The sequence below is a fragment of the Chitinophaga sp. genome (genome assembly GCF_019236475.1).
In the GTDB taxonomy this organism is placed as follows: domain Bacteria; phylum Bacteroidota; class Bacteroidia; order Chitinophagales; family Chitinophagaceae; genus Chitinophaga.
This window is the reverse complement of record NZ_JAFAIX010000011.1, coordinates 114,942-141,783: the sequence shown is the minus strand read 5'-3', so window position 1 is coordinate 141,783 and position 26,842 is coordinate 114,942. Positions and strand designations below refer to the sequence as shown.

Below are 26,842 nucleotides of genomic sequence, written 5' to 3'. Positions count from 1 at the left end.
TCGTTTAGATGAGGTATCCACTGCAGGAAAATCGCTGTCTATGAAAAGAGAAGAAATCGTTGCTACACTTAGAACTGACCTCCAGCCCTGGGATATTATTGTAATCGGTGGTGGTGCTACCGGACTGGGAGCCGCCCTGGAAGCAGTTACACGGGGCTACCGCACCCTACTCCTCGAACAGGTGGATTTTGCACAGTCTACCTCTAGTAAAAGTACCAAACTGGTCCATGGTGGCGTCAGGTACCTCGCTCAGGGAGATGTAGGCTTAGTGCGCGAGGCCAGCAGGGAAAGAGGCCTGCTGGCAAGTAATGCTCCCCATTTAGTCAGAAATCTGTCTTTCGTTATCCCAACTTTCAATTGGTGGGAAAATCTGAAATACACGATCGGATTGAAAATGTATGATTGGCTGGCCGGGAGACTAAGTCTCGGTAAATCGAAACATATATCCCGAGCAGAAGCCCTGGAGCGACTCTCCACCCTGAAACCCGATAAGCTGGCAGGTGGCGTCCTATACCACGATGGCCAATTCGACGATAGCCGCCTCGCTATTAATCTAGCCCAAACCATTGTGGATAAAGGCGGCACTGTCCTCAATTATATGAGAGTGACGGCCTTACATAAGGATCAATTCGGACGCATATCTGGTCTAACGGTAAGGGATATACTGGATGGGGGAGACGATATATACCTAAACGCTAATGGTGTCATCAATGCTACGGGCGTATTTGCGGATGATATCCTGGAAATGGACAATCCCGCTGCTCCGAAATCTATTGCGGCCAGCCAGGGTGTCCACGTGGTGCTGGATAAAAAATTCCTTCCCGGTCATGATGCCCTGATGATTCCCGCGACCAGCGATGGACGGGTACTATTCGCCGTTCCATGGCATAATAAAGTAGTGGTGGGCACTACCGATACGCCTACCAATACGATCTCGCTGCAACCGCATGCCCTGGAAGCGGAGATAAACTTCATTCTCACCACTGCGGATCAGTACCTGGCAGCTCCACCGAGTCGTGCGGATGTCAAGAGTGTTTGGGCCGGACTCCGTCCGCTGGCTGCTGCAAAGACAGAAAAGCATAAAACGAAAGAGATTTCCCGTAGCCATAAAATAATCGTGGCTGATTCCCAGCTCATAACGATCATCGGAGGGAAATGGACTACCTATCGCCGTATGGGACAAGATGTTGTGGAGAGATTGGAAAAAGTATTAGTCTGGAAACCAACCCAGTCTGTAACGGCGGAACTGCCTATCCACGGCGCTCAGGGCCAGGCCAATTGGGATGATCCCTGGTACTTTTATGGTAGTGATGCCGTCAGGCTTCGCGATCTAGAAGCAGATCAACCGGAACTGCATGAAATGCTGAGCGAGGAATTTGGTATTAGAAAATCGCAGGTGGTATGGGCGGTGAGAGAAGAGATGGCGAGATCCATAGACGATTTTCTTTCTCGCAGGGTAAGACTCCTTTTCCTGGACGCTCAGGAGGCACTACGTATAGCCCCTGCCGTTGCTGCTATAATGGCGAATGAATTACGGAAAGACGAGAGCTGGATTGCCCAGCAGTTGGAACACTTTAATACGATTGCTGCCACCTATATATTAAAACCGGCGAACTAATATCGTTCGCCGGCAATTAGATTACATCCATTTTACTTTTTCTTCCATCGGTTTTACGCGACGACCCGCTACTGCTGGTTCATCGGTGTAGCCCAGGTAGAAGAAGCCAAGCACCTGGTCTTCGTCTCCTAATCCCAAGTAATCTTTCATGGCAGGGTGAAAGGTCATTCCACCGGTACCCCAGTAAGCAGCAATATGACGTGCAGTGGCACTTAACCACATATTCTGCACGGCGCATGCCACGGAAGCAACTTCTTCCACAACAGGAATATTGGGCTTGTTGCCACGTTTCATACAGATAGCTATTACGTGAGACGCGAGATCGCCTTGCGTCTTTAGTTTATCATAGTTACCGGCGATGTACTTTTCAGCAGGAGTATACTGCTTGTACAGGTCTGCATGGGCAGTACAGAATTCCTGTACCTTTTCGCTTCCAAACACTACAAAATACCAAGGCTCTGTGTAGCCATGGGTGGGAGCCCAATCGGCCATCTGGAGCAGTTCTTGAACTGTTTCGTCTGCAATTTTCTGACCATTCATGCTGGTCGGTTTGATATTGCGTCTGCGACTAATCACATTATCCACCAAAGTGGCTGCTGTTGTATCTACCATATTCTTTCTTTTTTATTTTTCAAGACTGGCCTTCATTTCGGCGGACAGCCTGGATACTTTACGAGTGTTATAATCAAAGCATACCATACCGGTTTTAGCTTCTGCTACTGAGATGGTTTTCTCCTCACGGGTAGTGGTGATGCGGTAATACAGTTCAAAACCGAAAGGACTGAATTCAGCCGCTGTGACTTCCACTTTCAAGATATCGCCATGAAAAGCTTCTCCTTTGTAAGTGATGGCAACATCCGCCATAATCAAACCAGTATTGGTGATATGATCGAGTTCCGGATAACCCAGGTGTAACAGGTATTGCAGACGGGATTCGTGCATGATGCTAAGGATCGCATCATTGCCCACATGACCGCCATAATTGACATCTTGTATCCTGACTGGTATATTAATGCTGAAACTAAAATTTGATGGTAAATCGAGCTTAATTCTTGCCATTTTTAGGTTTTAGGGAGATGATTATGCTTTGATAGTATTCAGGAAAGCGGCAAACTGATGGAAGGCCTTCGCACGGTGACTATACTTGTTCTTTTCTCCCAGATCCATTTCTGCAAAGGATTTGGTAGCTCCTTCTGGAACAAAGATAGGATCATATCCGAAACCCTTTTCTCCAGTCACAGCAGTGGTAATCGTACCACGACAAACACCTTCAAACTGATATTCTTTATCATTGAGAATAAGGGAAATAACCGTTCTGAACTGCGCTTGGCGATTGATGACGCCATTCAGTTCCTGCAATACTTTCACAATATTATCGGATGCTAGCTTTTGTTCTCCGGCATATCTGGCGGAAAGTACCCCTGGAGCGCCGTTAAGGGCGTCGATCTCCAGTCCAGTATCCTCAGCAAAACAATCGGTGCCTGTCATCTTATGAATGGTTTCAGACTTTTCGCGGGCATTTGCCTCCAGTGTATCATGTGGTTCTGGAATGTCTATGTCGATGCCTGCTTCATGGAGGGTAATGATCTCTAAATGATCGCCTACCAAAGATTTAAATTCCTTTACTTTATTCGCGTTGTTCGTCGCAAAAATTAATTTCATCCTAAAATATTTATAATCAAGCGATTGTTAATAATTGTTTGAGTCCGGACCAGAGCCTGGCTTTAAGTGCTTTGTCTGTACCAATGATTTGCAGATGGTCAGAAAACAGGACCGCACTTTCTCCTATTGTAAACAATTGATAGGAGGGAAGCTCATCGATGGAGAGTTGCCCCGGTGCAATCCCAAATACAACGGCTTGGTTTATTTTCAGTGACTGTTGCCAGTCGCGGAAGGTGAATTCCGGCTGTGAACTGATGTTAATGAGGGCTACATCCTGCATTCCCAGTTTACAAGCGTTTAATATATTGGTTAAGAGGTTGAATAATTCGTCGTTTAAATAGGGTTCATTTTCATTTTGTATGAAGAGCGCAACGTTTTTTTGATTTTCTCCTAAATATTTGACTTTCGGCAGCAGTTTTTGCACAGGTACAGCTTCCGGTGTTTTACCTGGAATCAGCGGCTGGGCAAAGAGTTTAGCCAAAAAGAAGGGGTCCAGTTGCAAATCTTCAAGCGACATAATTATTATTATTAATTATTATATGAAAGCCCCGCGTGGGGAAAAATCAGTTTATTTGCACAGTCGCGCCTTTTCAGGCAGTGACGCAAGCAACGAAAGTGTAAAAATATTGAGATAAAATTGATTAACCATGATGGTAGCTAAATCAACAGCAAGGGAAGAAGCTGTAAAGAAGATCAAAGTCACCAAAACAGAACACAGTAGAATAGGTGAGGTAGATTTTAATAATCTGGTTTTTGGGAAGAAATATGCAGACCATATGCTGGTAGCAGATTTCGACGGTAAAGAATGGGTCAACGCACAAATTATCCCTTTCCAGAACTTTTCAGTAAGTCCTTCCAACGCTGCCTGGCACTATGGTCAGGCCATTTTTGAGGGTATCAAGGCTTATAAAGATCAAGCGGGTAACCCCATCATCTTCCGGCCTTACGATAACTACAAACGCTTTAATCTGTCCGCAGAAAGAATGGGGATGCCATCTGTACCTGAATGGCTGTTCATTGGCGGATTGGATATGCTGATCGACCTGGATCGTAACTGGGTGCCAACAGGAGAAGGCTGTTCCCTGTACCTGCGTCCGTTTATGATTGCGGCAGATGAGTTTATCGGTGTACGTCCTTCCGAGACTTACCGTTTTGCTATTATTAATTCTCCATCTGGACCATATTTCAACAAACCAATTAAACTGTTGGTGCAGGATAAATATGTACGTGCATTTCCTGGTGGCGTAGGTTTCGCAAAAGCTGCCGGTAACTACGGTGGTGCGATGTATCCTACTATGCAGGCGAAGAAAGAAGGCTATGACCAAATCCTCTGGGTAGATGGTTACGAACATAAATACCTGCAAGAATGCGGTACTATGAACGTTTTTGCTATCATCGGCAATACTGCCATCACTCCTGATCTGTCTCAGGGCACCATCCTAGAAGGGGTTACCCGCGGCAGTGTGATGGAAGTACTCCATGATATGGGCCTGACTGTTGAAGAACGCCCAATCTCCATTGACGAAATCGTAACAGCTTATAATAATGGTACCCTCCGTGAAGTCTTCGGTACAGGTACCGCTGCCAGCGTAGCTTATGTAGAGGAGCTGTCTTACAAAGACAATCACCTGAAACTGGATACCACTAAATATGAAGTAGGTTCCGAAGTGATCCGCCGACTGGATGGTATGCGTACTGGTAAATCGGCAGATATCCATAACTGGAACTACATAGTGGGCGAATAATCAGCTTGTTATATAATTATTTTTATAGAGACTTATGTCCCTCGGGAGGCATAAGTCTTTATTTTTAGGGGCCTTGGGAATTTTTTATGGTAGATTAATTGAGAAATCATACCTTTGCGTTCCGGTTAAAGGTAAGCGTATCAATTACCTTGGACCCGAAGCCACTTCCGGGGTAGTTGCACCCACTGACGGTGTGACAAAAAATTTTCGAAACAATTTTGTTATTCACTTATATAGTTTTACCTTTGCCGTCCCAAAATTCCCATATGGGAAATTTGGATGTCATTGTAAACAGACATAAAAAACTAGGTAAAGAATGCCTACTATACAACAATTAGTAAGAAAAGGAAGAGAAATTATCCGGGCTAAGTCCAAGTCCAGGGCATTAGATAGCTGCCCTCAGCGCCGTGGCGTTTGTACTCGTGTATACACTACTACGCCTAAAAAACCTAACTCCGCATTGCGTAAAGTTGCGAAAGTGCGTTTAACAAACAAAGTTGAGGTGATTGCCTATATCCCAGGTGAAGGTCATAACCTCCAGGAGCACTCTATCGTACTGATCCGTGGTGGAAGGGTAAAAGATTTACCAGGTGTTCGTTACCACATCGTTCGCGGTTCTTTGGATACTGCAGGTGTGAAAGACAGAAAACAGAGCCGTTCCAAGTATGGTACCAAAAAGGACAAAAAGGCTAAAAAATAATAATAATAACTAGTAGTAATTTTCAATATAAATGAGAAAGCAAGCTGCAAAGAAATTGCCTCTGGCTCCTGATCCAAGATTTAATGACAAGCTGGTTACCCGCTTTGTTAATAACGTTATGGAACAAGGAAAAAAGAGCATTGCCTATAAAATTTTCTACGATGCTGTGGATAAAGTGAGCCAAATGACCGGCGAAAACGGTTACGAGGTTTGGAGAAAAGCATTGACTAACGTAACTCCTGCTGTAGAAGTTAGAAGCCGCCGTATCGGTGGTGCTACCTTCCAAATTCCTGCTGAGGTTCGTCCTGATAGAAAAGTATCTCTGAGCATCAAATGGTTAGTTCGCTTCGCTGGCGAAAGAAACGGTAAGAGCATGGCTGATAAGCTGGCGAATGAAATCGTAGCTGCAAGCAAAGGTGAAGGTGCCGCTTTCAAAAAGAAAGAAGATACTCACCGTATGGCTGAAGCTAACAAAGCTTTCTCTCACTTCAGAGTATAGTTCTTGCCCTCCGGGCAAACTCAATATATTTGGCGAACAGTTCTGTTATCGGGACTGTTCGCCTTTTTATGCTTAGTAAGCCCCCACATAGAAGTTCGTTCCCCCTGCACTCCAAACATGCGCTAGTTCCCCGCACAACTGCTCTAACCGTAAGTTTACCAATTCTTAGTCGCCTGACTAAGGCCATTTACTTATACATTTCCATTCTTCTTAATCCCATCTATTAACCCATGCATCCTCAAATCCTACCCCCCAATAGGATAAGCCTTATTATGCTCTTTTCCCAACTCCCAATCAGTGCATCCCATCCCACCAGCCAGACTCATGTCTCCCAAAATTCTAACCCAGCAACATCCAACAGTTAGCTGACTACCTTTATCATTTTGAACCTCCATAGAATCCTAGCTCGCCCGATAATCTCGTGTCTCCCTAAATATTCCAAATAAAAAACCGGACACAAAACTGTGCCCGGTCCATTTGGCTTATACTGATTACTACTGGTTATTTCACATTTACCAATACCCGAATCTTCCCTTCACCAACCTTCATCTCTTCCAGCGCCTTTCCTATCGCCTGACCCGGTTTTAATTTATTTAGATCCGCTTTCATGGCATAACCCGCTTTGCTAGCGGTTACCAAGATATCCCCACGATGAATTGCACCACCTTCATCACATACCTTAGTAGGAATTACACCTACCACGCCCATAGGTACTTTATCTGAAAGATCTGTATCTATATGCTCTTCTGTCATCAACATACCCGGTTTAGTGGCATATACGCCCGCTACCAGCGTGGAATACGCTTCGTTGGATTTAACAACAGTTCTATCCTTGTCTACATCGATGATTAAAACATCACCTGGTTCATAGTTGGATACATTTCCGCTTACATCAAATGCCTCGGCCATATCCGCACCACCTGTCTGGGTACCTCCATCAAAGAAGCCCCTACCAGTGCGATCAATACGTGCCATATTAAAACCACCTACCTGAAAAATTGCCGGATCCCCGGTTGATCCGTTATGATTTACGACAAATGCGGATCCCTGGCCGTTAGTATTAACCATGAGTGCAATTCCGAAACCAGTTGAATTAGTATGCTCAAAATATCCGCCGTAACCCCCCGTTCCGGAAGCAACACCATAAACGCCAGCAGTACCCTGATTACCAAAGATGCTAGTTACTTCGCCCCTCACACCGGCTGCCACTGAGGTGGTATTAGAATTAACGAAATTACCGACGTTGCCCAAAGAACGGTCCCCAATGGAACCATTGGCAGAAGAGAGTACCTGTAAGGTATTATCTGTATTGGTAGCATTGAAGGACTGAATCAAAACGGTATTGCCGCTTGGACCATTGTGGTCTAGTTCTGTTGCAGAACCCTGTCCCTGGGAGGTAACATATAACGCGCGTCCAAAACCGGTGGCACTGGTATGCTCAAAATAGCCACCATATCCACCTGTTCCGGAAGCTACCCCGTATATTCCAGCGGTTCCATTGTTACCGAAAATACTATTCACTTCGCCACGTACTCCGGCGCCAACTCCAGAGGTATTGTTCATGAAGAAATTAGCGGCATTACCTTGGCTATGATCTGCAATCACCCCAGGCCCGATATTCACTACTTCCACTGTATTATTGGTGTTGGTATTGTTGGTATTCTCAAAAAATCCTGCTCGGCCCTTGGAACCAGATATCCCAACCCGGCCCGCTACAGCAGCCGAGGTTCCAGACGTATTAGTAGCTATAAATCCATATACGCCATATCCACCTCCATCATTCCTACCTACTACTGCTCCAATGCCAGCAGCGCTATTTCCCCGTCCTGTTACGGCTTCTCCTCCTGCACTGTTATCCCCAACTATACCACCGCCCGAAATATTATTAGCGGTGCCATGTACGGCGAATCCTGCATTTGAACTTGCATCTATGCCATTTCCTCCGCTGGCAGTGGTGACCGTCACGGTACTGATATTATTAGCACTGTTTATGTTCTCAAACTTACCCGCCATCCCAGAACTTCCACTTACGCCAACACGGCCCAATACGCCTACGCCATTACCAGAGGCATCTGTAGCCACAAAACCCTCTACACCATAGCCAGGGCCATCATTTCGGCCAACTACTGCACCTGTAGGCGAACCAGTATTACTGGTGGTAAGCCCGGTTATAGCTTCCCCTCCAGTGGTGTGATGCCCAAGTACACCTGCACCAGACAAAATATTGGATGTTGCATTCACACCGGAACCTCCTGTACTAGTGGCATTTATGCCATTACCACCACCACTGGCACTGACCTGAATGCCTGCGCCAGCACCACTTGTAGTAACAGTCAGCACATTATTGGTATTGGCATTATTGGAAATAGCGAAATTTCCTGCCATGCCTGTAGTACTGGTGGCATACAGACCTGTTCCCGAACTGGAGTTAGCATATACGCCAAACCCAGACCCAGTCGCATTTCCATAAACACCAATCCCCGTTGGGGTAGTCCCATATACGCCCCAGCCGGCACCATTTTGCGATCCCCATACACCTATGCCAAGTCCCCCTGTTCCATTGTTGATTCCTCTCAACGCTGTTGCAAAACCACCAGGTGTGGTGGAGGATATCGTTCCCCGAATAGCGGAAATATTAGCGGATGTAGAATTGGCGATGCCTTCCAACTGTGTACCATCGCCATTATTGGTCAATGACAACAGTGTACCAGGAAGATTAAAGGTGGCGGCGTAAGGGATGGTTATTCCTCCAGTGTTAGCAGCCGGGCCCCAATTGGTACCATCAAATGTTAGTATCTGCCCCGCTGTAGGCGCGGTAGTAACGACCGGTTTTCCCTGCAATTTCGCAACGGTTGGATTAGGATAAGTGCCACTCAGGTCTCCTCCGGCTGGAATGCCAGTAATAGTACCTGCTGGTCCCTGTGGACCAGTTGCTCCTGTTGCACCAGTTGGTCCTATCGGTCCTATTGGTCCTGCTGGCCCTTGTACACCTACCGGTCCTGTAGGACCTATTGGCCCAATTGGTCCTATCGGTCCTATTGGCCCCTGTGGCCCAGTTGCTCCTGTTGGTCCCGTGGCCCCAGTCGGTCCTGCTGGTCCCACTGGTCCTACTGGCCCAGGAGTCCCACTGTTAGCAGAAAACATGGCGAAGGGTACGCTCATTAATTGTGAGGTGCCCAATTCTGAAAAATTACTGCCGCCGGTAGATACTTCTACTCGCAGATATTGATTAGCTTGGGCCCAAGGTATTGCTGCAAATGTGCCACTCACTGGCGTCCCCTTACCGATCTGCAAAGTGAACAGCCCCAACTGATTCGTAGTAACATCCTGTGTTTCCTGATATTGCACATTGCCAGCAGGGGAGCCGCTCAAGATGGTAAACCTTATCTGCAACGATTGGTTGGGAAGGGTAGTACCATTTGCATTTCGCGCTACCGCCTGATAGTTGATACCGCTTAAGCCACTCTGGGCATGAGCTCGCTGTTGAAATAGTGCTAACAGGAAGATAACATATAGTAAAAGTTTCCTTTTCATACGGGGGGTATTTTATTGTTTAGCAGGTTGTGGGGTAATAAATGGTCTATTGGAATTAGCCGGACCTTGTTGTTCTATGATCGGAGGCCGATTATCATTGACAACAGGTTTGAATAACTGCTGGGTGGGAAGGGTGGAAGTGGTGTTGGTTATTTTGCCCGTAGCAGCCGGAGTTACCACAGTCTGGCTCTTATCCGCAGGAACCATGGATACTGGTTTGCCGCTTTGTTGTGCCTGGCTGGCAGCAAAGGTCTGAGGCATTGCTGCAGGAGCTCCCGAACCAGGTTTGATCGGTACGACTTCCTGTTTCAGTGGGGCTATCGCTCCATCCGATGTCTTGATCGGCACTTTTTGATCCTGTGCGCTCGCCAGGTTAGGCAACTGTAATGCCACAATGAATAGCATTAAAATGATCAGTGGTTTCATATGGGGATGTTTGTTTTTTTGATTAAATGTGATGATGTGTTTTAGAGAGACACCAGTCGCTTAAGACGCTTTGGTATCATTTATCTCCGGAAATATTGTATACCAACGAGAATAGGAGTGTTTTCTTGGCATAAAGGCTTCCATCTGTTGGTATCAGATAAGCCATATTCAGCGCTATATTCTGAAAGCGCAAACCTATGCCACTGCTGAAATGCTGCCGGTAACCTTTGTTGGGATGCTCATAGAAATAACCGGTTCTTAGGAAAAGCATCTGCTTGTAGGAATATTCTATTCCCGAACCAATGGTAAATTCTCTCAACTCCTCTGTAAATCCGCCAGGGGCATCTCCAAAAGAGGAAAAGATGGAGCTTACCACACTCCTGTCTGGATCCTGTCCCTTGATAATTGTATTGGTAACTACGCCGTTGGAGTCAACTGCATAAATAGGTGGGGTTGGCACAAGGAGCTTATTAATTTCTGCGGTGAGCGTAAATGTATGCTCCGATGTATTGACAAATGCATATCCGCCACCAATCCGCAGATTCATTGGCAGAAAGCTTTTACGGACCTTATCATCTGTATACGATAGTTTACTACCTAGGTTGGTAATACTTACACCAAAACAGTACCTGTTGCCAAAATCCATTTTGTCCACACTGTTCTGATAATAAAAGCCAATATCTCCTGCCACTGCAGATGCAGGTTTTTGCTGAAGACCATTGAAATTTCCCTGTCCCAGTTGACTGCGTATATACCTCAACGATATAGCCAATGAGGTATGTTGTCCCAACTTCCTGGCATAACTGCCATCTACAGCGAATTCCTTTGGTGTGTAGTCCTGAATGACCGTACCATTGTCATCCCGAAAGGTAATGTTACCATAGTTGAAGTATTTCATAGACAGGCCAACAGCCTGATTTTCCTCTTTCCCAATATTTTTGAAGGCTGCTACATAAGCCATATTGGATTGACTGTTATTTATTCCCCACATCCAGGGGGCATAGTTGGCACTTACGCCCCAGTTGCCGGCAAATACTATTTTGGCGGCATTAGACCATAGAGCGTTAACATCAGGACTTAAACCCGTGGGGGCATCGCCGGTACCAGCGCTGCGTGCATCCGGATTGACCAGCAGGAAACTCGCGCCAATGTCGGCCGGTCGTTGCTGACTTTTCTGTGCCATCATCAAAGATGGTAGCAAAAGGGTGCACACCAGCAAAATCAATACGTAACATTTTTGCATGATGAAATTTTTTAGTGGGGTGCGATGAAGGTTACTGGATAATGACTTTTTCGTAGAAGATCGTGGGTCCGACTTTCAATCGAAGGCTGTAAATCCCTGCGGCAAAGCGGTTTACACTTATGACCATCGTATTCCTTCCAGCTCCCATGGATTGCTGTTCGGTATACATTGTCTGACCTGCGGTGTTAATGAGTTCAATCTGAACATAAGACGGTGCCAGTAAATCCATCTGAATTTTCAGATTGGTGGATGCCGGATTTGGGAAGATGATATACCCTTTTAGCAAATTGGCTCCTGGGGGCGCTGGGGGGAGTTCTTCGGGTTGCTGGAATCCTTGCGTTAGTAGTAGGTGCCCGTCCGTTATCAGCGTTATCACCGGTTCCCCGATGGTATACTGCATCCGGAGCGTCCCTACAGTGCCGCTGCCACCTGAGGTGGCTACTACTTGCCTGTTGAGGACTAACTGCGCTTTTGCACCGGTAATGCCTACTCCCAGCAACGTGAATAGGCAAATACCTGTACGTGTTAAAACATTCATAAGTGAGACTGTTGTTATGTATTATTATCAGATTTTGAGATAATTACATCTTTCCACATACCAGACTCCGATTCTTCCTCTAGGAGCTGGATCAATTTGTCAGTAGCTTCTAATACCGCTTTCAAGTGCTCATTTTCCGCTCTCAGTACTTCCGCAGGCACTTGTTGTTTGTTCGAATGGCTGGATTTTTGAAGGAATTGATGCAACATCCGGAGGTCCTCCAGCATGGTGCGTATGATAATTTCCATATCTCTGCATTTTAATGAGGCACCCTTACCAGTCAGTTCCCGGAATTTCTTCAGTTTCGCCACTACACAGCCATCCCATGCCGTATTGTGCATGGGTTTGTGATAGCATTAGTCGACATATACCAATTGGAGGTAAACATGAAAACTGCATTATTTTTTCAGCAGCTAAAATGAGTACTACCAGGATGGTATGGAATAAATTACCGTGTCCTTCTGCGCAAGGATGAGTGTTGAAAAATTCGCGTGATTGCATTTACTGCCCCATGAATTGCGGTCGGCAATGAACAGTAACTATGGGGTAAATTAGATTTGTCGCTTATCCTACAGAATTTAAGGCCTGATTTAGCGTGAAAACCTGTTCTGTATTGATTTTGGAGTCTTTCTGAAATAATGTGCTGATACGAGGATAAGTATTATTTTATCATGGTTTATCGGTTTATAAAATAAAGAATTATGTCGCTGGTGCTTTAGTTTGTTAAAACATTCAATTAGAATTGTTTACCCTAGCTTTTTGGGGACCGCCTGAGCAATTGAACACCAGATACCACATAAATGTTCTCTAAATGTATCGAATCATTTAAAAAATTATCTTGAATAAGTGAAATCTGGCAGATAATTTTTCGAATCCGGTAGTTTTTGAAGGGCTGACGGCAGAGCTATTACATGAGAAAAATCGTTAAAGAAGAAATAACATTTTCCCAATGTGGGACGTTTTATTTATTGCTGGAAAAAGATTACCTTTGCCCCCCAAATTGCATTATTTAGTCATTTTAATATTATGGCAGACTTAAAATTTCAAAGGAACTTTGGTATTGCGGCGCACATTGATGCGGGTAAAACCACTACCACAGAGCGTATCCTGTATTACACAGGTAAATCCCACAAGATTGGTGAGGTACACGAAGGTGCCGCTACCATGGACTGGATGGCACAGGAGCAGGAGAGAGGTATTACCATTACATCTGCTGCTACCACTTGTTTTTGGAATTTCCCAACTTTACAGGGTAAAGGTACTCCAGACACCAAGCAATATAAATTCAACATCATCGATACTCCAGGTCACGTGGACTTCACCGTTGAGGTAGAACGTTCTCTGCGTGTACTGGACGGTCTGGTGGCACTGTTCTGCGCTGTATCTGGCGTTGAGCCTCAGTCTGAAACCGTTTGGCGCCAGGCTAACCGCTACCGCGTACCACGTATCGGTTTCGTTAACAAAATGGACCGTTCCGGCGCTGACTTCCTGAACGTAGTTAAGCAGGTTAAAGAAATGCTGGGTGCTAACCCTGTTCCTTTAGTACTGCCTATCGGTGCAGAAGATACTTTCAAAGGCGTGGTTGACCTGATCACCATGAAAGGTATCATCTGGGACGAAGAAGGTAAAGGTGCTACCTACCAGGAAGTTGAAATTCCTGCTGACATGGTAGAAGAAGCTAACGAATGGAGAGCTAACCTCGTAGAAGCAGTTGCTGATTACGATGATAAACTGATGGAGAAATTCTTCGAAGATCCTAACTCTATCACCGAAGCAGAAATCCACGAAGCTATCCGTAAAGCTACCATCGATATCGCTATCATCCCTATGATGTGCGGTTCTTCCTTCAAAAACAAAGGTGTTCAGAAAATGCTGGATGCGGTTTGCCGTTACCTGCCTTCTCCAATGGACATCGAAGCAGTAAAAGGTACTAACCCTGATACTGGTGAAGATATCGAACGTAAACCGGATGCTAAAGAACCATTCGCTGCTCTGGCGTTCAAAATCATGACAGATCCTTTCGTAGGTCGTCTGGCATTCTTCCGCGCTTACTCCGGTCACCTGGATGCAGGTTCTTATGTCCTGAATACACGTACTGGTAAAAACGAGCGTATCAGCCGTATCATGCAGATGCACGCAAACAAACAGAACCCTATCGATTTCATCGAAGCTGGTGATATCGGTGCGGCTGTTGGTTTTAAAGATATCAAAACCGGTGACACTTTGTGTGATGAAAATAACCCAATTGTCCTGGAATCAATGACCTTCCCTGAACCAGTTATCTCCATCGCTATCGAGCCTAAAACTCAAGCAGACGTTGATAAAATGGGTATGGCCCTCGCTAAACTGGTAGAAGAAGATCCTACCCTGAAAGCGAAAACTGACGAAGAAACTGGTCAAACAGTTCTTTCCGGTATGGGTGAGCTTCACTTGGAAATCATCGTTGACCGTATGCGTCGCGAGTTCAAAGTAGAAGTTAACCAAGGTGCTCCTCAGGTGGCATACAAAGAAGCCCTGACCGCTAAAGTTGAACACCGTGAGGTATTCAAAAAACAAACCGGTGGTAAAGGTAAATTCGCTGACATCCAAGTTGAAATCGGCCCTGCTGATGCAGAATGGATGAAAGAAAACGACGGTAAATACTTCCAGTTCATTAACGACATCTTCGGTGGTGCTATTCCAAAAGAATTTATCCCTGCTGTTCAGAAAGGCTTCGAAGCTTCTATGACCCAAGGTGTTCTGGCTAACTTCCCACTGGTGAACATGAAAGTACGTCTGTTTGACGGTTCTTACCACAACGTGGACTCCGATGCTATGGCATTCGAGTTGTGCGCTAAATCTGCTTTCCGTGAAGCTGCTCGTAAAGCTAAACCAGTTCTGCTGGAGCCAATCATGAAAGTAGAAGTTCAAACCCCAGACCAATACATGGGTGACGTAACAGGTGACCTGAACCGTCGTCGTGGTATGCTGGAAGGTATGGACTCTAAAAACGGTGTTCAGGTAATTAAAGCAAAAGTTCCATTGAGCGAAATGTTCGGTTATGTAACTCAGCTCCGTTCCCTGTCTTCCGGTCGTGCAACTTCTATCATGGAGTTCTCTCACTATGCTCCAGCACCAAACAACGTTGCTGAAGAAGTGATCGCGAAAGTTAAAGGAAAAGTAAACGCTTAATCATTAAGCGTCAACGAATAAGAAAAGGGTGTTCCTTCCAGGGACACCCTTTTTGTTTTAAACTATTCCGCCCCAAGGACTGGCTGTCTCCCCATAATCCCCCTAAAATGGTATTGTGAATGCAGTAAGTTTCTATATTTTACAGATAATAACCTGCAACTGTATAAATGCTTTTTGCCTGCCAGGGTTTTCGGTCTTTTCCGGGAGCCCTTTTTTTATTTTTTTATAATAGAGGGTAATGCATTACTGGCGCGTCATAGGTATTGAAGTGTGAATTAGTGTTAAAATTAATACCTGTTTCGTTTACTGATAGCCGTCAGAACTATGTCATATACAGTAACATTACCTATAGTACAGCAAGCACCTCCTGCAACTGTTATCATAAAACCGGCAGAACCGGTTGTTCTTACTCCTGGCCTCGATTTGATCCTCCCATGTTGGAATCCATCAGGCCAGTGGGTAGAATCGCTGATCCAGCATTATCATGAAGTAGTGAATGTGATGGGAACTGTGCCAGTACAGTTGATTCTGGTAAATGATGGTTCTCTGAAGAATTTTACAACAAAACACATCTCCTGGCTAGAAGCAGCTATTCCTGGAATTATTATCGTCGATAACAAAATAAACCGAGGTAAAGGTTTTGCTGTTAGAGAAGGCGTGAAACGCTCTCAACATGCTTATCAAGTGTATACAGACTTGGATTTCCCTTTTGGCATTCCTGCCATCAGGTCAGTGTATGATTCCCTACAACATGGTGCAGATGTTGTAGCAGGAGAAAGGGGAGACGCGTACCTGCGTGAACTGCCGCGCAAACGTCGCATCATCACGCGTATCAACCGTGCGATGAATAAATTCATTCTCAGAATGAAAGTGAGCGATGCGCAGGCTGGCCTCAAAGGTTTTAATATGTTGGGCCGCGATATTCTCCTGAGTACTACCATCGATGGTTTCCTGTACGACAGCCAATTTATGTATAAAGCAGGAAAACGTAACCGCCTTAAAATCGGTACCGTGCCTGTATTCTGCCGTCCAGGTATCACTTTTTCTGCTTTCCGCTTCAAATTGTTGCTGAAAGAACTGAAAAATTACCTCCAGATTATCAAAGGCGCCTAGCCATATAGTATAGCGGAAATTAATATGAGCCAACAGAAAAGGATATTGATTAGTGTAGATGTGGAAGAGTTTGATATACCCGAAGAATTTGGGCGACAAGTTTCCCTGCAAGACAAACTTGAAGTCTCTCGTCGTGGGTTGCAAACAACACTGGATATTTTTGAAAAATATAATGTCCGTGCTACCTTCTTCATCACTGCCTACTGGGCACAGCATTATCCTGAACTGATTCGTCGTATTGCCGCACGTCATGAGGTCGCTTCCCATGCTTATTATCACAGTAGTTTTACCGATGCAGACCTGGAAGGGTCTCGCCTTGCCTTACAGGAAATTAGTGGGCAGCAGGTAAAAGGTTTCCGTATGCCTCGTTTAAGAGAGGTGAATATGGAGGCACTGCAAAAGGCTGGTTATCAATATGATTCTTCTGTAAACCCCACTTGGTTACCCGGCCGATACAATAACTGGCATCTCCCTAGAACGATGTTCCGCAAGGATAATCTCTGGATTATTCCCAGTTCTGTATCGCCGATGGTGCGTTATCCCATATTCTGGCTCAGTGTCAAGAATGCCCCTTTATGGCTGACTAGGCATTTTAGTCGCCAAATCCTGAAAAAAGACCCTTATCTCTCCTTTTATTTCCATCCCTGGGAGCTCACAGACCTTCAGGGTTACAATTTACCGGGTTATATCAGCCGCGTAAGTGGAGAAAAGATGTGCCGCAAACTGGAAGGATTCCTCGCCTTTTTACAAAAGAAAGGGAAGTTTTGTGCGCATGCAGACATCCTTCCCTCCTGATTTCATTTTCTAATAATTTTCTTGGTCATTCATTCAACAACCTGAATGTAAAAACTGTTATTGACGGTAAGTAGCTGAAAACAACCGCTTTACTGCTGGTATTGTACTATCTGAAGTACAGTGTTTAGCTGGTAGATGTTATCATTCATACTGTATTGGCAGATCCTGTGAAGAGAGACTATGAGCGCCTATCTTATTTAATCCCACCTGCGAATAGATTCCATCGTCTTTAACAGTCAGCATGACATTCAATAATTAAAATTTAGACTATGAAAAAAATTCGTCTCTTAACCCTTGTATTTTTTACCCTGATTTTAGGTAGTGCCAGTGCTCAGATTCAGAAAGGAAATCTCATGATAGGCTCAGATATTACCAATATGGCCGTAGTGTTTCAGAATTCCAGTACGACCTTCAATTTTGTGTTGGATCCTAAGATTGGTTGGTTTATCAAGGATGGGCTGGCTATTGGGGGATATGCAAATTTTGGGTTGCAGACCTCGAAGGGAGCTGGATCAGATGTAAGTTACGGGGTAGGTGCTTTTGCCCGTTATTACGTGGAAGATAAGAACATTCGTAAGTTGGAGTTTTCTAAGCGTGTACGGTTCTTCGCAGAAGCGAATGCTGGTTTTGCAGGGCGTAACCCAGCAAATGGAACTACTACCAATGGTTTTAACGTAGGTATCGGACCTGGTATCTCTTATTTTATTACCCCAAATGTAGGTTTGGAAGGTTTATTCAAGTATGATCTAACTGTGGGTGGTGGTAATTCTACTACAGCAAACAGGTTGAGCCTGGGAATAGGTTTCCAGATTTATCTGCCTACTGCAAAAGCAAAGCAATTGTACAGAGAAGAACGTAACAAAAAATAATGGTTTAGTCTGTTATATTGAGATGATCCTGAAGAAAACCTTCAGGATCATTTTGTTTAGGAATCCTTACTGGATAAGGAATGAACAGAATGAACAAGTGATTAAATAATGAATATACTGAATGAATGGAATGTCGCTATCACCATGTACTTTAGCGAAATAGGCTTGAAAGAAGTCTTGCATGGGATTGCCGAAAACCAAGAAAAGAGTAGGCTCGGATAACTAAAATTGTTGTTACTATGTTAAGTACAATCCTTTTTGCAGTGATCAAATTTGTGAACACTGTTACTGCATCTGCTTGGTAAGATAAGTTAGGTTGTCAAAAGGACAGCCTGTCAATTACCAGGATTATGTCAAAACCCTGAAAAAGAAGGCGCAAACAAAAAAAGTATTTTAACACAATGATCTTGAATGCATTACAAGCCTTTTTAAAGGGTTTACTGGCATCGCTGTTATCAGCTTTAGGAGGAATATGACTTCCTGCTGGGGTATTGCCGAAAACCAGGGAATAGAGTAGGCAAAATAAAAATGAACATGTTGTTGCTAAACTGCGCAGCCTTTATTCCGCAGTGATATTATTCTGGACATTATAACTGAGTTGCTGAAAAATGCTATGTGGCTTGTTGAAAGACTAGCTGCTTTATTTTAGCAGGGAAACGCCGAAAACCCTTACTAGAGTAGGCATAAGTTTAAAAACCTTTTATTATGTTCCAGGATTCTATTGACGCTAATGGAGGATCACTGTGTGATCTCTTAAAATGCTTGTTTGCATGGCTTGCAAGTTTTTGTGGAGGTGGTGATGGAGGTTGTGGCAGAGGTTGCAATTAACATCCCTAGGGGTTTAGCCGAAAACCCGGAATAGAGTAGGCAATCACTATGAAATTCACTACCAATGAGTGCTCTGAATCAATTACTGCAACAACTGATTGCTCTGCTCAAGTCATTACTGGGTGGACTGTAAGTGTCCCCTAAAAGGGAATTAGTTAGGTGCAATAATATTCCCTTTCCAAATCGATTGGCCGCTGTGTGATAAACGCAGCGGTTTTTTTATTAGGATTGCTTACTGAATTAATTTTTTTAGATATATAATGGGCGTGAAAGCCTTTACTGTAGCGGAATGAATGAAATGAACAGGATGGTGTAAATGAACAAAATGAATGGCTGTTAAGTGGTGGAATGCGTTTATTTTCGGGGCCTGGTAAGAAAGTTACCCCTGGCGAAGCCGAAAACCGGGTAAATAAAGAGAGTAGGCGATTACCTATTAAAACCTTCTTTTATGGCATTACTGAATCAACTGCTGTCACTGATCTTAGGATTAGTAAACTCATTACTGGGCGGTATCGGTGGTGGTCTGCCTCTGTAAGAGGTAGCCATAGGCTGATTTTTTGCTCTGGTTATTCCAAAGGGCTGCTCTGAGGGGCAGCCCTTATTTTTTGGAATTTTTTTGGGATTGGGAAAAATATTTTTGGTTTTCTGTGGGAGGTTTATATATATTTGTCAACCCAGCATGTTAACAAAACATAAGGCCTAAGCAACACAAAATGAATGCTTTCTATCGGCCTCATCATGCGGAGAAAAACCTAATAACCCCACCTGCTGCGCTGCCAAAGCATGTCTTTTGTCAGTCATCTTATATTTTTTTCCGGAGAATTATTTGCCAAATAAAAAGAAAGGATTACCTTTGCCCTCCCAAATTGTAAAGGGAAAAAACAAAGAGAAGTTCATTGCATATGTCTCAGAGAATAAGAATCAAGCTGAAGTCCTACGATCATAACCTGGTAGATAAATCTGCTGAGAAGATCGTTAAAACCGTGCGTAACACGGGCGCCGTGGTAACAGGTCCAATTCCTTTACCAACAGAGAAGAAAATTTTTACAGTGCTGCGTAGCCCGCACGTAAATAAGAAAGCGCGCGAGCAATTCCAGTTGTGCACACACAAGCGTTTACTGGATATCTACACCTCTTCTTCTAGAACTGTAGATGCGCTCAGCAAACTGGATTTACCTTCCGGTGTTGAAGTTGAAATTAAAGCATAGGACAACAGCAAGGCTGGGCAAAAGGCCCGCCTTTAATTGATTTATGGTTACTCTGCTGATTAGCAGTGAGTAACAATTTTAACATAATTGACATAGGTCGCGCCTTCTGGGCGGCCGCCCAATAAATGTATTTAAACCGCCCATCCTGGGGATAGCTAGAAATCCCCCAGGCGCTGGGTAAAATCATATAAAAATGAAAGGTATTATTGGTAAAAAAATTGGTATGACCAGTATCTTCGAGGAGAATGGTAAGCAAACTGCTTGCACCATTATCGAAGCTGGTCCCAATGTTGTAACACAGGTAAAAAACCTGGAATCAGACGGTTACAATGCAATTCAGGTTTCTTTCGGAGATAAGAAAGAGAAACACACTACAAAAGCTGAATTGAGTCACTTCGCGAAAGCAAACACCTCTCCCAAACGTTTTGTAAAAGAATTCCGCAACCACGATGTACAGAAAGCCCTCGGCGAAACTATCACCTGTGATATCTTCACAGAAGGTGAATTAGTTGACGTTGTAGGTACTTCTAAAGGTAAAGGTTTCCAGGGTGTTGTTAAACGCCACGGATTTAGCGGTGTGGGTGAAGCTACCCACGGTCAGCACGACAGATCCAGAGCTCCTGGTTCCGTTGGTGGATCTTCTTATCCTTCCCGCGTTTTCAAGGGTATGAGAATGGCAGGTCAGACAGGTAATGAAAGAGTGAAAGTGAAAGGCCTGAAAGTTCTGAAAATTTTCCCTGAAAAGAATTATATCCTGGTAAGTGGTTCCGTTCCCGGCCACAATGGTTCAATCGTTTTAATCCAGAAGTAACATGAAGATCGATATCTTAAATATACAAGGTAAGCAAACAGGAAGATCTATTGATCTGCCTGAGGAGATTTTTGGTGTTGAGCCTAACAACCACGTAATCTACCTGGCAGTTAAACAATACCTGGCTGCTCAGCGTCAAGGTACTCACAAAGTGAAAACCCGTGCTGAAGTAAAAGGTGCTTCCCGTAAACTGCACAAACAAAAAGGTACTGGTGGTGCTCGTAAAGGTAACATCCGTAACCCTCTCTACAAAGGTGGTGGTACCATTTTCGGACCAAAACCTCACTCTTGGGCTATTAAACTGAACAGAAAAGTGAAAGATCTGGCTAAGATCTCTGCCCTGTCAGTTAAAGCTAAAGAAAACAGCATCATCATTGTTGAGGATCTGGCTATCCAGACTCCAAAAACAAAAGAATTCGTTGGTATCTTAAAGAACCTGAACATCAACGTTGAAGGAAAGAAAACTATGTTTATCACTCCTGAATACAACGAAAGTGTTTACCTGTCTTTAAGAAACATTCCTACTGTGGACGGAGCTATGCTGAGTGATATCAACACTTATGATATCATGAATAGCAACTTCCTGGTATTCACAGAAAGCGCTGCTAAAATCTTCACTGAAGAGCCTGTAGAAGCTTAAGGAGTTGTAAACCAATTAAATAACACAGCTATAAAGCTATAAGCTATATAAGATGAGACCATCAGATGTTTTAATCAAACCGGTAGTAACCGAAAAGGTGAATAAAGCCACCGAAAAATTCAACCGCTACTACTTCATCGTTGACAAAAAAGCCAACAAACTGGAGATCAAAAAAGCAGTGGAAGAATTCTATGGTGTTGCTGTGGCAGAAGTGAATACCGCAGTTATGCCAGGTAAAGCTAAATTCCGCTTTACTAAAGCCGGTTTCATATCAGGTAAAAAACCGTCTTACAAAAAGGCGATTATTACCCTCGCAGAAGGCGAAACTATCGATCTGTATGCTAACATGTAGTGCCGTTCCGGCCGAATAAGCCGGGATGTGGATGTATATACAGATTAGTAACTATAAACAATAACATTAACTTTTTAGGAAGTAAATAATGGCACTGAAGAAATTTAAACCAATGACAGCCGGTACCCGCTGGAAAATAGGCAACGCTTACGCTGAGCTGACTGCGGATACCCCTGAAAAAAGTCTCCTCGAGCCTGCTAAGAGAAGTGGCGGTAGAAATGCTCAAGGTAGAATGTCCATGCGTTACATCGGTGGTGGACACAAGAAACAATACCGTGTAATCGACTTCAAACGCGATAAACAAAATATCCCAGCTACCGTTAAAACGATCGAGTACGATCCAAACCGTAGCGCATTTATCGCACTGGTGAGCTATGCTGACGGTGAAAAACGTTATATCATCGCTCCTCAAGGTCTGCAAGTTGGTGGTACCGTTATCAGCGGTCCTGAAGTTGCACCTGAAGTAGGTAACGCACTGTTGCTGAAAAACATGCCTCTCGGTACTGTTGTTCACAACATCGAGCTGCAGCCAGGTAGAGGTGGTGCTATCGCAAGAAGCGCTGGTGCTTATGCCCAACTGAGCAACAAAGAAGAAAAATATGCAGTACTGAAAATGCCTTCTGGTGAGCTCCGTAAAGTGCTGAACACCTGTATGGCTACTGTAGGTACCGTTTCTAACTCTGATCACGCACTCCAATCTATCGGTAAAGCAGGTGCTAACCGTTGGAGAGGTATCCGTCCTCGTAACCGAGGCGTTGCGATGAACCCAGTAGATCACCCAATGGGTGGTGGTGAAGGTAAATCTTCAGGTGGTCACCCTAGATCTAGAACAGGTAAATATGCGAAAGGTCTGAAAACCAGAAAACCGCATAAGAGCTCTGACAAACTGATCATCAGCAGAAAGAACGGTAAAAAATTATAATATTTCGGCATTCGGATTCCGGTCCTGAAAAACCGGAATCCGAAAATGAAAATCATAAATAAATAGACATGGCTCGTTCCATAAGAAAAGGTCCTTACGTAGACCAGAAATTAGAGAATAAAGTAGAAAAAATGAATGCAGGCACCAAACGTACTGTTATCAAGACTTGGAGCCGCCGTTCTACTATCACTCCTGATTTCGTAGGCCACACTTTCGCAGTTCACAATGGCAACAAATTTATTCCTGTTTATGTAACGGAATTCATGGTTGGCCACAAACTGGGCGAATTTGCACCTACTCGTAACTTCAGAGGACACGCTAACAAGAAAATGTAATTATAGTCTGAGCAATCAGACGCTAAATAATAAAAGAAATTTATAAAATGGAAGCAGTAGCTAAGCTGAACAATAATCCGACATCTACCCGCAAAATGCGTTTGCTGGCAGACCTGATCCGTGGTCTGGATGTCGAAAAGGCTTTGAATATTTTGAAATTCCATCCTAAGCACCCAAGCGTACCTTTAGAAAAACTGCTGGTATCTGCTATCGCTAACTGGAAAGTGAAGAACGAAGGTGCAAGGGTAGAAGATGCTAACCTGATCGTTAAAACTATCATGGTTGACGGCGGCCGCACCCTGAAAAGAATGCGCCCAGCTCCACAAGGTAGAGGTTACAGAATCCGTAAGAGAAGTAACCACGTTACGATCGTAGTGGACGGTAAAAACGCTTAAGTGTTTCATACCAAAGAGAGAAATTAAAACTATTAAACTAATAGACAAATAACCAGAACATGGGTCAGAAAACAAATCCTATTGGTAACAGGTTAGGTATCATCAGAGGATGGGACTCTAATTGGTATGGCAGCAAAAAAGATTTTGCTACCAAACTGATCGAAGATAACAAGATCAGAACTTATCTGAATGCCCGTATCAACAAAGGTGGCATTTCTAGAGTTGTGATCGAAAGAACTTTAGGTAAGTTGATTATCACTGTTCATACTTCTAAACCTGGTATCATCATAGGTAAAGGTGGTAACGAAGTTGACCGCATCAAGGAAGAACTGAAGAAGCTGACAGGTAAAGAAGATGTTCAGATTAACATTCTGGAGATCCGTCGCCCTGAAATGGATGCCAACATCGTTGCCGAAACAATTGCTAAACAAATCGAAAGCCGTATCAACTACAAACGCGCTATCAAAATGGCAATTGCTACTGCACTGAGAATGGGTGCTGAAGGTATCAAAATTAAAGTAAGCGGACGTCTGGGTGGTGCTGAAATCGCACGCGCTGAAGAAATGAAACAAGGTCGTGTTCCTTTGCATACTTACCGTATGGACATCGATTACGCTTCCCTGTTTGCACTGACCGTTTACGGTAAAATCGGTATCAAAGTATGGATCTGTAAAGGTGAAGTACTCGGTAAACGTGATCTGAATCCTAACGTCCTGACTGGTAAAGAAGGCGATAACCGCGGTGGCCGTGAACATGGCGATCATCACCGTGGCGGAGAAAGAAGAGAGCGTGGTGAAAGAAGAGGCGGTGACAACCGTGGCGGTGGCCGTAGATAATATCAAACGGTACCAGACTTAAACAATTACTATTAACATTAACAATATAGACGATGTTACAGCCAAAAAGAGTGAAACATAGGAAGATGCACAAAGGTCGCATCAAAGGGAACGCTAAAAGAGGCGCTACCCTGTCCTTTGGTACTTTCGGCCTCAAAGCATTAGAACCTAAATGGATCACTGACAGACAAATCGAAGCTGCTCGTGTTGCTTTAACTAGGCACATGAAACGTGAAGGTAACGTTTGGATCCGCATTTTCCCTGATAAACCTATCACTGCAAAACCTCTCGAGGTAAGGATGGGTAAAGGTAAAGGTGCACTTGACCATTGGGCAGCAGTAGTGAAACCAGGTAGAATCCTGTTCGAAGCAGACGGCGTTCCTTTACAAGTTGCTAAAGAAGCAATGGAACTCGCAGCTCAGAAACTGCCTATCAAAGTGAAATTTGTAACCAGCCGCGACTTCGTTGCGTAATCTGAGGTACACAATCTAACAAATAATCCAGTTCCCGCTAAAACGGGTACTGTTCAAATCAAATACAATGGCAAAAGAAAAGCTGGATCTGAAAAGCCTGAGCGAACAGGAGCTGAAAGAGAAAATCTCTGCTGAGCAACTGCGCTTGAAGAAAATGACATTCGGTCATGCAATTACGCCAATCGAGAATCCAATGAGCATCCGCTCCGTGAGACGCGATATCGCACGCATGAACACCGAACTGCGCAAAAGACAACTGGGCTTCTAATCCTCCAAGCATTAGTATAACATTTATGACCTCCTCCGGGAGAGTTAAATAATTTAACAATGACGACCGAAAGAAAATTAAGAAAATCCAGGATTGGTGTGGTTTCCTCCAACAAAATGGATAAAACCATTACAGTAAAGGTGGAACGTAAAGTAAAACACCCGATCTATGGTAAATTCCTTAAAAAAACTACCAAGTTCATGGCTCATGATGAAAAAAATGAGTGCAGCATTGGCGATACCGTGAAAATCATGGAAATCCGTCCTATGTCTAAGAACAAATGCTGGAGACTGGTAGAAGTAATCGAAAAAGTAAAATAATTTATAATTGTTTCAAGCTGTGGCCAGCAATCCTGGTTTCAGCCGCTGATTAAACAACAAACTCATTACGATGATACAACAGGAATCAAGACTGAACGTAGCTGATAACTCTGGTGCTAAAGAAGTTCTTTGCATCCGCGTATTAGGTAACTCCGGTCAGGACTACGCTAAAGTAGGTGATAAAATTGTGGTAACCGTTAAGGATGCTATCCCTGGCGGTGGTGCGAAAAAAGGTATGGTTACTAAAGCCGTAATCGTAAGAACCAAAAACAAATTACGTCGTAAAGACGGTTCTTATATCCGTTTCGATGATAACGCGGTTGTACTGCTGAACAACTCAGACGAACCTCGCGGTACCCGTATTTTCGGTCCGGTTGCTCGTGAGCTCAGAGACAAGGGTTATATGAAAATTATCTCCCTGGCTCCTGAGGTGTTATAAGATATTATCGAATTTGGAATTTTGGTTTTTTCCTGTTTTTTACCGGAAAATCCCAAAATTCCATTATTTGTAAATATTTCTTATCTTTGCAGCCCGTTTGCAAGAACGAAAAAACATTTATCAAGCGAAACAGACGTTTCGCTTGGCGTTTATAAATAAATCAAAGTAATGAAAACTAGATTTAAGCCTAAATTCAACATTAAGAAGGGCGACCTGGTTGCGGTTATTGCCGGTGATGACAAGGACAGAACCAAAGCTCGTAAAGTGCTGGAAGTTCAGCCTGACAAAGCCCGCATTATTGTAGAGGGCGTTAACATTATTACCAAGCACACGAAGCCTACTGCTCAAAATACCAAAGGTGGTATCGTTAAGCAAGAAGCTCCTATCGCTCTTTCCAATGTGATGCTGTGGGATGCCAAAACTGGCGCTCCTACCCGTATCAACAGACAGAGAGAAAACGGTAAATTAGTTCGTATCGCTAAAAAATCAGGGGAGGTAATTAAATAATGGCTAACACTACATATACTCCAAGACTGCAGAAAAAATACAAGGAGGAAGTTGTTGCTGCACTGATGAAGAAATTCCAGTACAAAACTGTAATGCAGGTTCCTCGCCTGGTAAAAATCTGCCTGAACCAAGGTATCAATGGTGCTGTAGGTGATAAAAAACTGGTAGACATCGCTGTGGATGAAATGACTCGTATCGCTGGTCAGAAAGCTATCCCAACCCTGTCTAAAAAGGATATCTCCAACTTTAAACTCCGTAAGAACATGCCTATCGGTGCTCGCGTTACACTGCGTGCTACTAATATGTATGACTTCCTGGATCGCCTGATCGCTGTATCCCTGCCACGTGTACGTGACTTCAAAGGTATCAACGAGAAAGCTTTTGACGGTCGTGGTAACTATACCATGGGTGTTACAGAACAAATCATCTTCCCTGAAATCGATATCGATAAAGTGACCAAAATCTCTGGTATGGATATCACTTTCGTAACAACTGCTACCACCAACGAAGAAGCTTACGAGCTGCTGAAAGAACTGGGTATGCCGTTCAGGAACATGAAAAAAGATAATCAGTAAATCGAAACGATAATAAAACT

31 protein-coding genes are annotated in these 26,842 nt (G+C 44.0%); 22 read left to right on the top strand and 9 right to left on the bottom strand.

Annotated elements, in window-relative coordinates:
- Positions 1 to 40 precede the first annotated feature (40 nt).
- Positions 41 to 1,618 (top strand): glycerol-3-phosphate dehydrogenase/oxidase, encoded by a 1,578-nt coding sequence (locus tag JO154_RS15225; RefSeq protein WP_291946965.1) that lies wholly within the window; start codon positions 41 to 43, stop codon positions 1,616 to 1,618.
- A gap of 21 nt (positions 1,619 to 1,639) precedes the next feature.
- On the opposite strand, the gene JO154_RS15220 is transcribed toward JO154_RS15225, so the two are convergent.
- The 4 genes from JO154_RS15220 to JO154_RS15205 are packed head-to-tail and all read right to left on the bottom strand — an operon-like array spanning position 1,640 to position 3,797.
- Positions 1,640 to 2,230, bottom strand: coding sequence for a nitroreductase (locus tag JO154_RS15220; RefSeq protein ID WP_291946963.1), 591 nt, complete (start codon positions 2,228 to 2,230; stop codon positions 1,640 to 1,642).
- Between the two features lie 12 nt (positions 2,231 to 2,242).
- Positions 2,243 to 2,677 (bottom strand): thioesterase family protein, encoded by a 435-nt coding sequence (locus JO154_RS15215; RefSeq protein WP_291946961.1) that lies wholly within the window; start codon positions 2,675 to 2,677, stop codon positions 2,243 to 2,245.
- Positions 2,678 to 2,698: 21 nt separating this feature from the next.
- Positions 2,699 to 3,280 (bottom strand): RdgB/HAM1 family non-canonical purine NTP pyrophosphatase, encoded by a 582-nt coding sequence (rdgB, locus tag JO154_RS15210; protein ID WP_291946957.1) that lies wholly within the window; start codon positions 3,278 to 3,280, stop codon positions 2,699 to 2,701.
- A 16-nt stretch (positions 3,281 to 3,296) separates the two neighbouring features.
- Positions 3,297 to 3,797 (bottom strand): hypothetical protein, encoded by a 501-nt coding sequence (locus tag JO154_RS15205; RefSeq protein WP_291946954.1) that lies wholly within the window; start codon positions 3,795 to 3,797, stop codon positions 3,297 to 3,299.
- A 130-nt stretch (positions 3,798 to 3,927) separates the two neighbouring features.
- Between JO154_RS15205 and JO154_RS15200 the strand changes: the two genes are divergently transcribed.
- The 3 genes from JO154_RS15200 to rpsG all read left to right on the top strand — a co-directional run bounded on the left by JO154_RS15200 (position 3,928) and on the right by rpsG (position 6,224).
- Positions 3,928 to 5,025: a branched-chain amino acid aminotransferase gene (locus tag JO154_RS15200; protein ID WP_291946951.1), complete on the top strand. Its 1,098-nt coding sequence runs from the start codon at positions 3,928 to 3,930 to the stop codon at positions 5,023 to 5,025.
- 316 nt (positions 5,026 to 5,341) lie between these two features.
- On the top strand, positions 5,342 to 5,725 hold the full coding sequence (gene rpsL, locus JO154_RS15195) for a 30S ribosomal protein S12 (protein WP_291946948.1): 384 nt from the start codon (positions 5,342 to 5,344) through the stop codon (positions 5,723 to 5,725).
- Positions 5,726 to 5,756: 31 nt separating this feature from the next.
- Entirely contained in the window at positions 5,757 to 6,224 is a 468-nt protein-coding gene (gene rpsG / locus JO154_RS15190) for a 30S ribosomal protein S7 (protein WP_291946945.1), read from the top strand.
- Positions 6,225 to 6,725: 501 nt separating this feature from the next.
- On the opposite strand, the gene JO154_RS15185 is transcribed toward rpsG, so the two are convergent.
- The 5 genes from JO154_RS15185 to JO154_RS15165 form a co-directional block, all read right to left on the bottom strand.
- The gene (locus JO154_RS15185) at positions 6,726 to 9,758 is read right to left on the bottom strand and encodes a hypothetical protein (protein ID WP_291946942.1); all 3,033 of its coding nucleotides are present in this window, start codon (positions 9,756 to 9,758) and stop codon (positions 6,726 to 6,728) included.
- A 12-nt stretch (positions 9,759 to 9,770) separates the two neighbouring features.
- Positions 9,771 to 10,184, bottom strand: a complete 414-nt coding sequence (locus JO154_RS15180) for a hypothetical protein (RefSeq protein ID WP_291946939.1) — start codon at positions 10,182 to 10,184, stop codon at positions 9,771 to 9,773.
- 76 nt (positions 10,185 to 10,260) lie between these two features.
- Positions 10,261 to 11,427 carry a type IX secretion system outer membrane channel protein PorV gene (gene porV, locus JO154_RS15175; RefSeq protein WP_291946936.1) on the bottom strand — a complete coding sequence of 389 codons (1,167 nt, stop codon included), beginning with the start codon at positions 11,425 to 11,427 and terminating at the stop codon, positions 10,261 to 10,263.
- Between the two features lie 31 nt (positions 11,428 to 11,458).
- Positions 11,459 to 11,965: a T9SS type A sorting domain-containing protein gene (locus JO154_RS15170; protein WP_291946933.1), complete on the bottom strand. Its 507-nt coding sequence runs from the start codon at positions 11,963 to 11,965 to the stop codon at positions 11,459 to 11,461.
- 14 nt (positions 11,966 to 11,979) lie between these two features.
- The gene (locus tag JO154_RS15165) at positions 11,980 to 12,306 is read right to left on the bottom strand and encodes a hypothetical protein (protein ID WP_291946930.1); all 327 of its coding nucleotides are present in this window, start codon (positions 12,304 to 12,306) and stop codon (positions 11,980 to 11,982) included.
- Between the two features lie 685 nt (positions 12,307 to 12,991).
- Between JO154_RS15165 and fusA the strand changes: the two genes are divergently transcribed.
- The 18 genes from fusA to rplE all read left to right on the top strand — a co-directional run bounded on the left by fusA (position 12,992) and on the right by rplE (position 26,822).
- On the top strand, positions 12,992 to 15,136 hold the full coding sequence (gene fusA, locus JO154_RS15160; RefSeq protein ID WP_291946927.1) for an elongation factor G: 2,145 nt from the start codon (positions 12,992 to 12,994) through the stop codon (positions 15,134 to 15,136).
- Between the two features lie 324 nt (positions 15,137 to 15,460).
- A complete protein-coding gene (locus tag JO154_RS15155; RefSeq protein ID WP_291946925.1) occupies positions 15,461 to 16,249 on the top strand; it encodes a glycosyltransferase in 789 nt (262 codons plus the stop codon).
- Between the two features lie 24 nt (positions 16,250 to 16,273).
- Positions 16,274 to 17,044 carry a polysaccharide deacetylase family protein gene (locus JO154_RS15150; protein WP_291946922.1) on the top strand — a complete coding sequence of 257 codons (771 nt, stop codon included), beginning with the start codon at positions 16,274 to 16,276 and terminating at the stop codon, positions 17,042 to 17,044.
- 269 nt (positions 17,045 to 17,313) lie between these two features.
- Positions 17,314 to 17,913, top strand: a complete 600-nt coding sequence (locus tag JO154_RS15145; RefSeq protein WP_291946920.1) for a hypothetical protein — start codon at positions 17,314 to 17,316, stop codon at positions 17,911 to 17,913.
- 1,730 nt (positions 17,914 to 19,643) lie between these two features.
- On the top strand, positions 19,644 to 19,949 hold the full coding sequence (rpsJ, locus tag JO154_RS15140) for a 30S ribosomal protein S10 (protein ID WP_012789286.1): 306 nt from the start codon (positions 19,644 to 19,646) through the stop codon (positions 19,947 to 19,949).
- 193 nt (positions 19,950 to 20,142) lie between these two features.
- Positions 20,143 to 20,760, top strand: a complete 618-nt coding sequence (rplC, locus tag JO154_RS15135; RefSeq protein WP_291946916.1) for a 50S ribosomal protein L3 — start codon at positions 20,143 to 20,145, stop codon at positions 20,758 to 20,760.
- A gap of 1 nt (position 20,761) precedes the next feature.
- Positions 20,762 to 21,400 (top strand): 50S ribosomal protein L4, encoded by a 639-nt coding sequence (gene rplD, locus JO154_RS15130; protein ID WP_291946913.1) that lies wholly within the window; start codon positions 20,762 to 20,764, stop codon positions 21,398 to 21,400.
- A gap of 52 nt (positions 21,401 to 21,452) precedes the next feature.
- The gene (gene rplW / locus JO154_RS15125; protein WP_291946911.1) at positions 21,453 to 21,752 is read left to right on the top strand and encodes a 50S ribosomal protein L23; all 300 of its coding nucleotides are present in this window, start codon (positions 21,453 to 21,455) and stop codon (positions 21,750 to 21,752) included.
- Positions 21,753 to 21,840: 88 nt separating this feature from the next.
- A complete protein-coding gene (gene rplB / locus JO154_RS15120) occupies positions 21,841 to 22,674 on the top strand; it encodes a 50S ribosomal protein L2 (protein WP_291946909.1) in 834 nt (277 codons plus the stop codon).
- 68 nt (positions 22,675 to 22,742) lie between these two features.
- Complete coding sequence (rpsS, locus tag JO154_RS15115) at positions 22,743 to 23,009, top strand: 30S ribosomal protein S19 (protein ID WP_111590145.1); 267 nt, start codon at positions 22,743 to 22,745, stop codon at positions 23,007 to 23,009.
- Between the two features lie 47 nt (positions 23,010 to 23,056).
- Positions 23,057 to 23,404: a 50S ribosomal protein L22 gene (gene rplV / locus JO154_RS15110; RefSeq protein ID WP_111590146.1), complete on the top strand. Its 348-nt coding sequence runs from the start codon at positions 23,057 to 23,059 to the stop codon at positions 23,402 to 23,404.
- A gap of 59 nt (positions 23,405 to 23,463) precedes the next feature.
- Complete coding sequence (rpsC, locus tag JO154_RS15105; RefSeq protein WP_291946905.1) at positions 23,464 to 24,240, top strand: 30S ribosomal protein S3; 777 nt, start codon at positions 23,464 to 23,466, stop codon at positions 24,238 to 24,240.
- A 53-nt stretch (positions 24,241 to 24,293) separates the two neighbouring features.
- Positions 24,294 to 24,713 carry a 50S ribosomal protein L16 gene (gene rplP, locus JO154_RS15100; RefSeq protein WP_111590148.1) on the top strand — a complete coding sequence of 140 codons (420 nt, stop codon included), beginning with the start codon at positions 24,294 to 24,296 and terminating at the stop codon, positions 24,711 to 24,713.
- 67 nt (positions 24,714 to 24,780) lie between these two features.
- Positions 24,781 to 24,981, top strand: coding sequence for a 50S ribosomal protein L29 (gene rpmC, locus JO154_RS15095; protein WP_199079388.1), 201 nt, complete (start codon positions 24,781 to 24,783; stop codon positions 24,979 to 24,981).
- A 59-nt stretch (positions 24,982 to 25,040) separates the two neighbouring features.
- The gene (gene rpsQ, locus JO154_RS15090) at positions 25,041 to 25,301 is read left to right on the top strand and encodes a 30S ribosomal protein S17 (RefSeq protein ID WP_111590150.1); all 261 of its coding nucleotides are present in this window, start codon (positions 25,041 to 25,043) and stop codon (positions 25,299 to 25,301) included.
- Positions 25,302 to 25,371: 70 nt separating this feature from the next.
- Positions 25,372 to 25,740 (top strand): 50S ribosomal protein L14, encoded by a 369-nt coding sequence (gene rplN / locus JO154_RS15085; protein ID WP_073083202.1) that lies wholly within the window; start codon positions 25,372 to 25,374, stop codon positions 25,738 to 25,740.
- A gap of 168 nt (positions 25,741 to 25,908) precedes the next feature.
- Positions 25,909 to 26,247 carry a 50S ribosomal protein L24 gene (gene rplX, locus JO154_RS15080; RefSeq protein WP_291946900.1) on the top strand — a complete coding sequence of 113 codons (339 nt, stop codon included), beginning with the start codon at positions 25,909 to 25,911 and terminating at the stop codon, positions 26,245 to 26,247.
- On the top strand, positions 26,247 to 26,822 hold the full coding sequence (rplE, locus tag JO154_RS15075; protein ID WP_291946898.1) for a 50S ribosomal protein L5: 576 nt from the start codon (positions 26,247 to 26,249) through the stop codon (positions 26,820 to 26,822). Before rplX ends, rplE begins: the two co-directional genes overlap by 1 nt.
- The last annotated feature ends 20 nt before the right edge of the window (positions 26,823 to 26,842 follow it).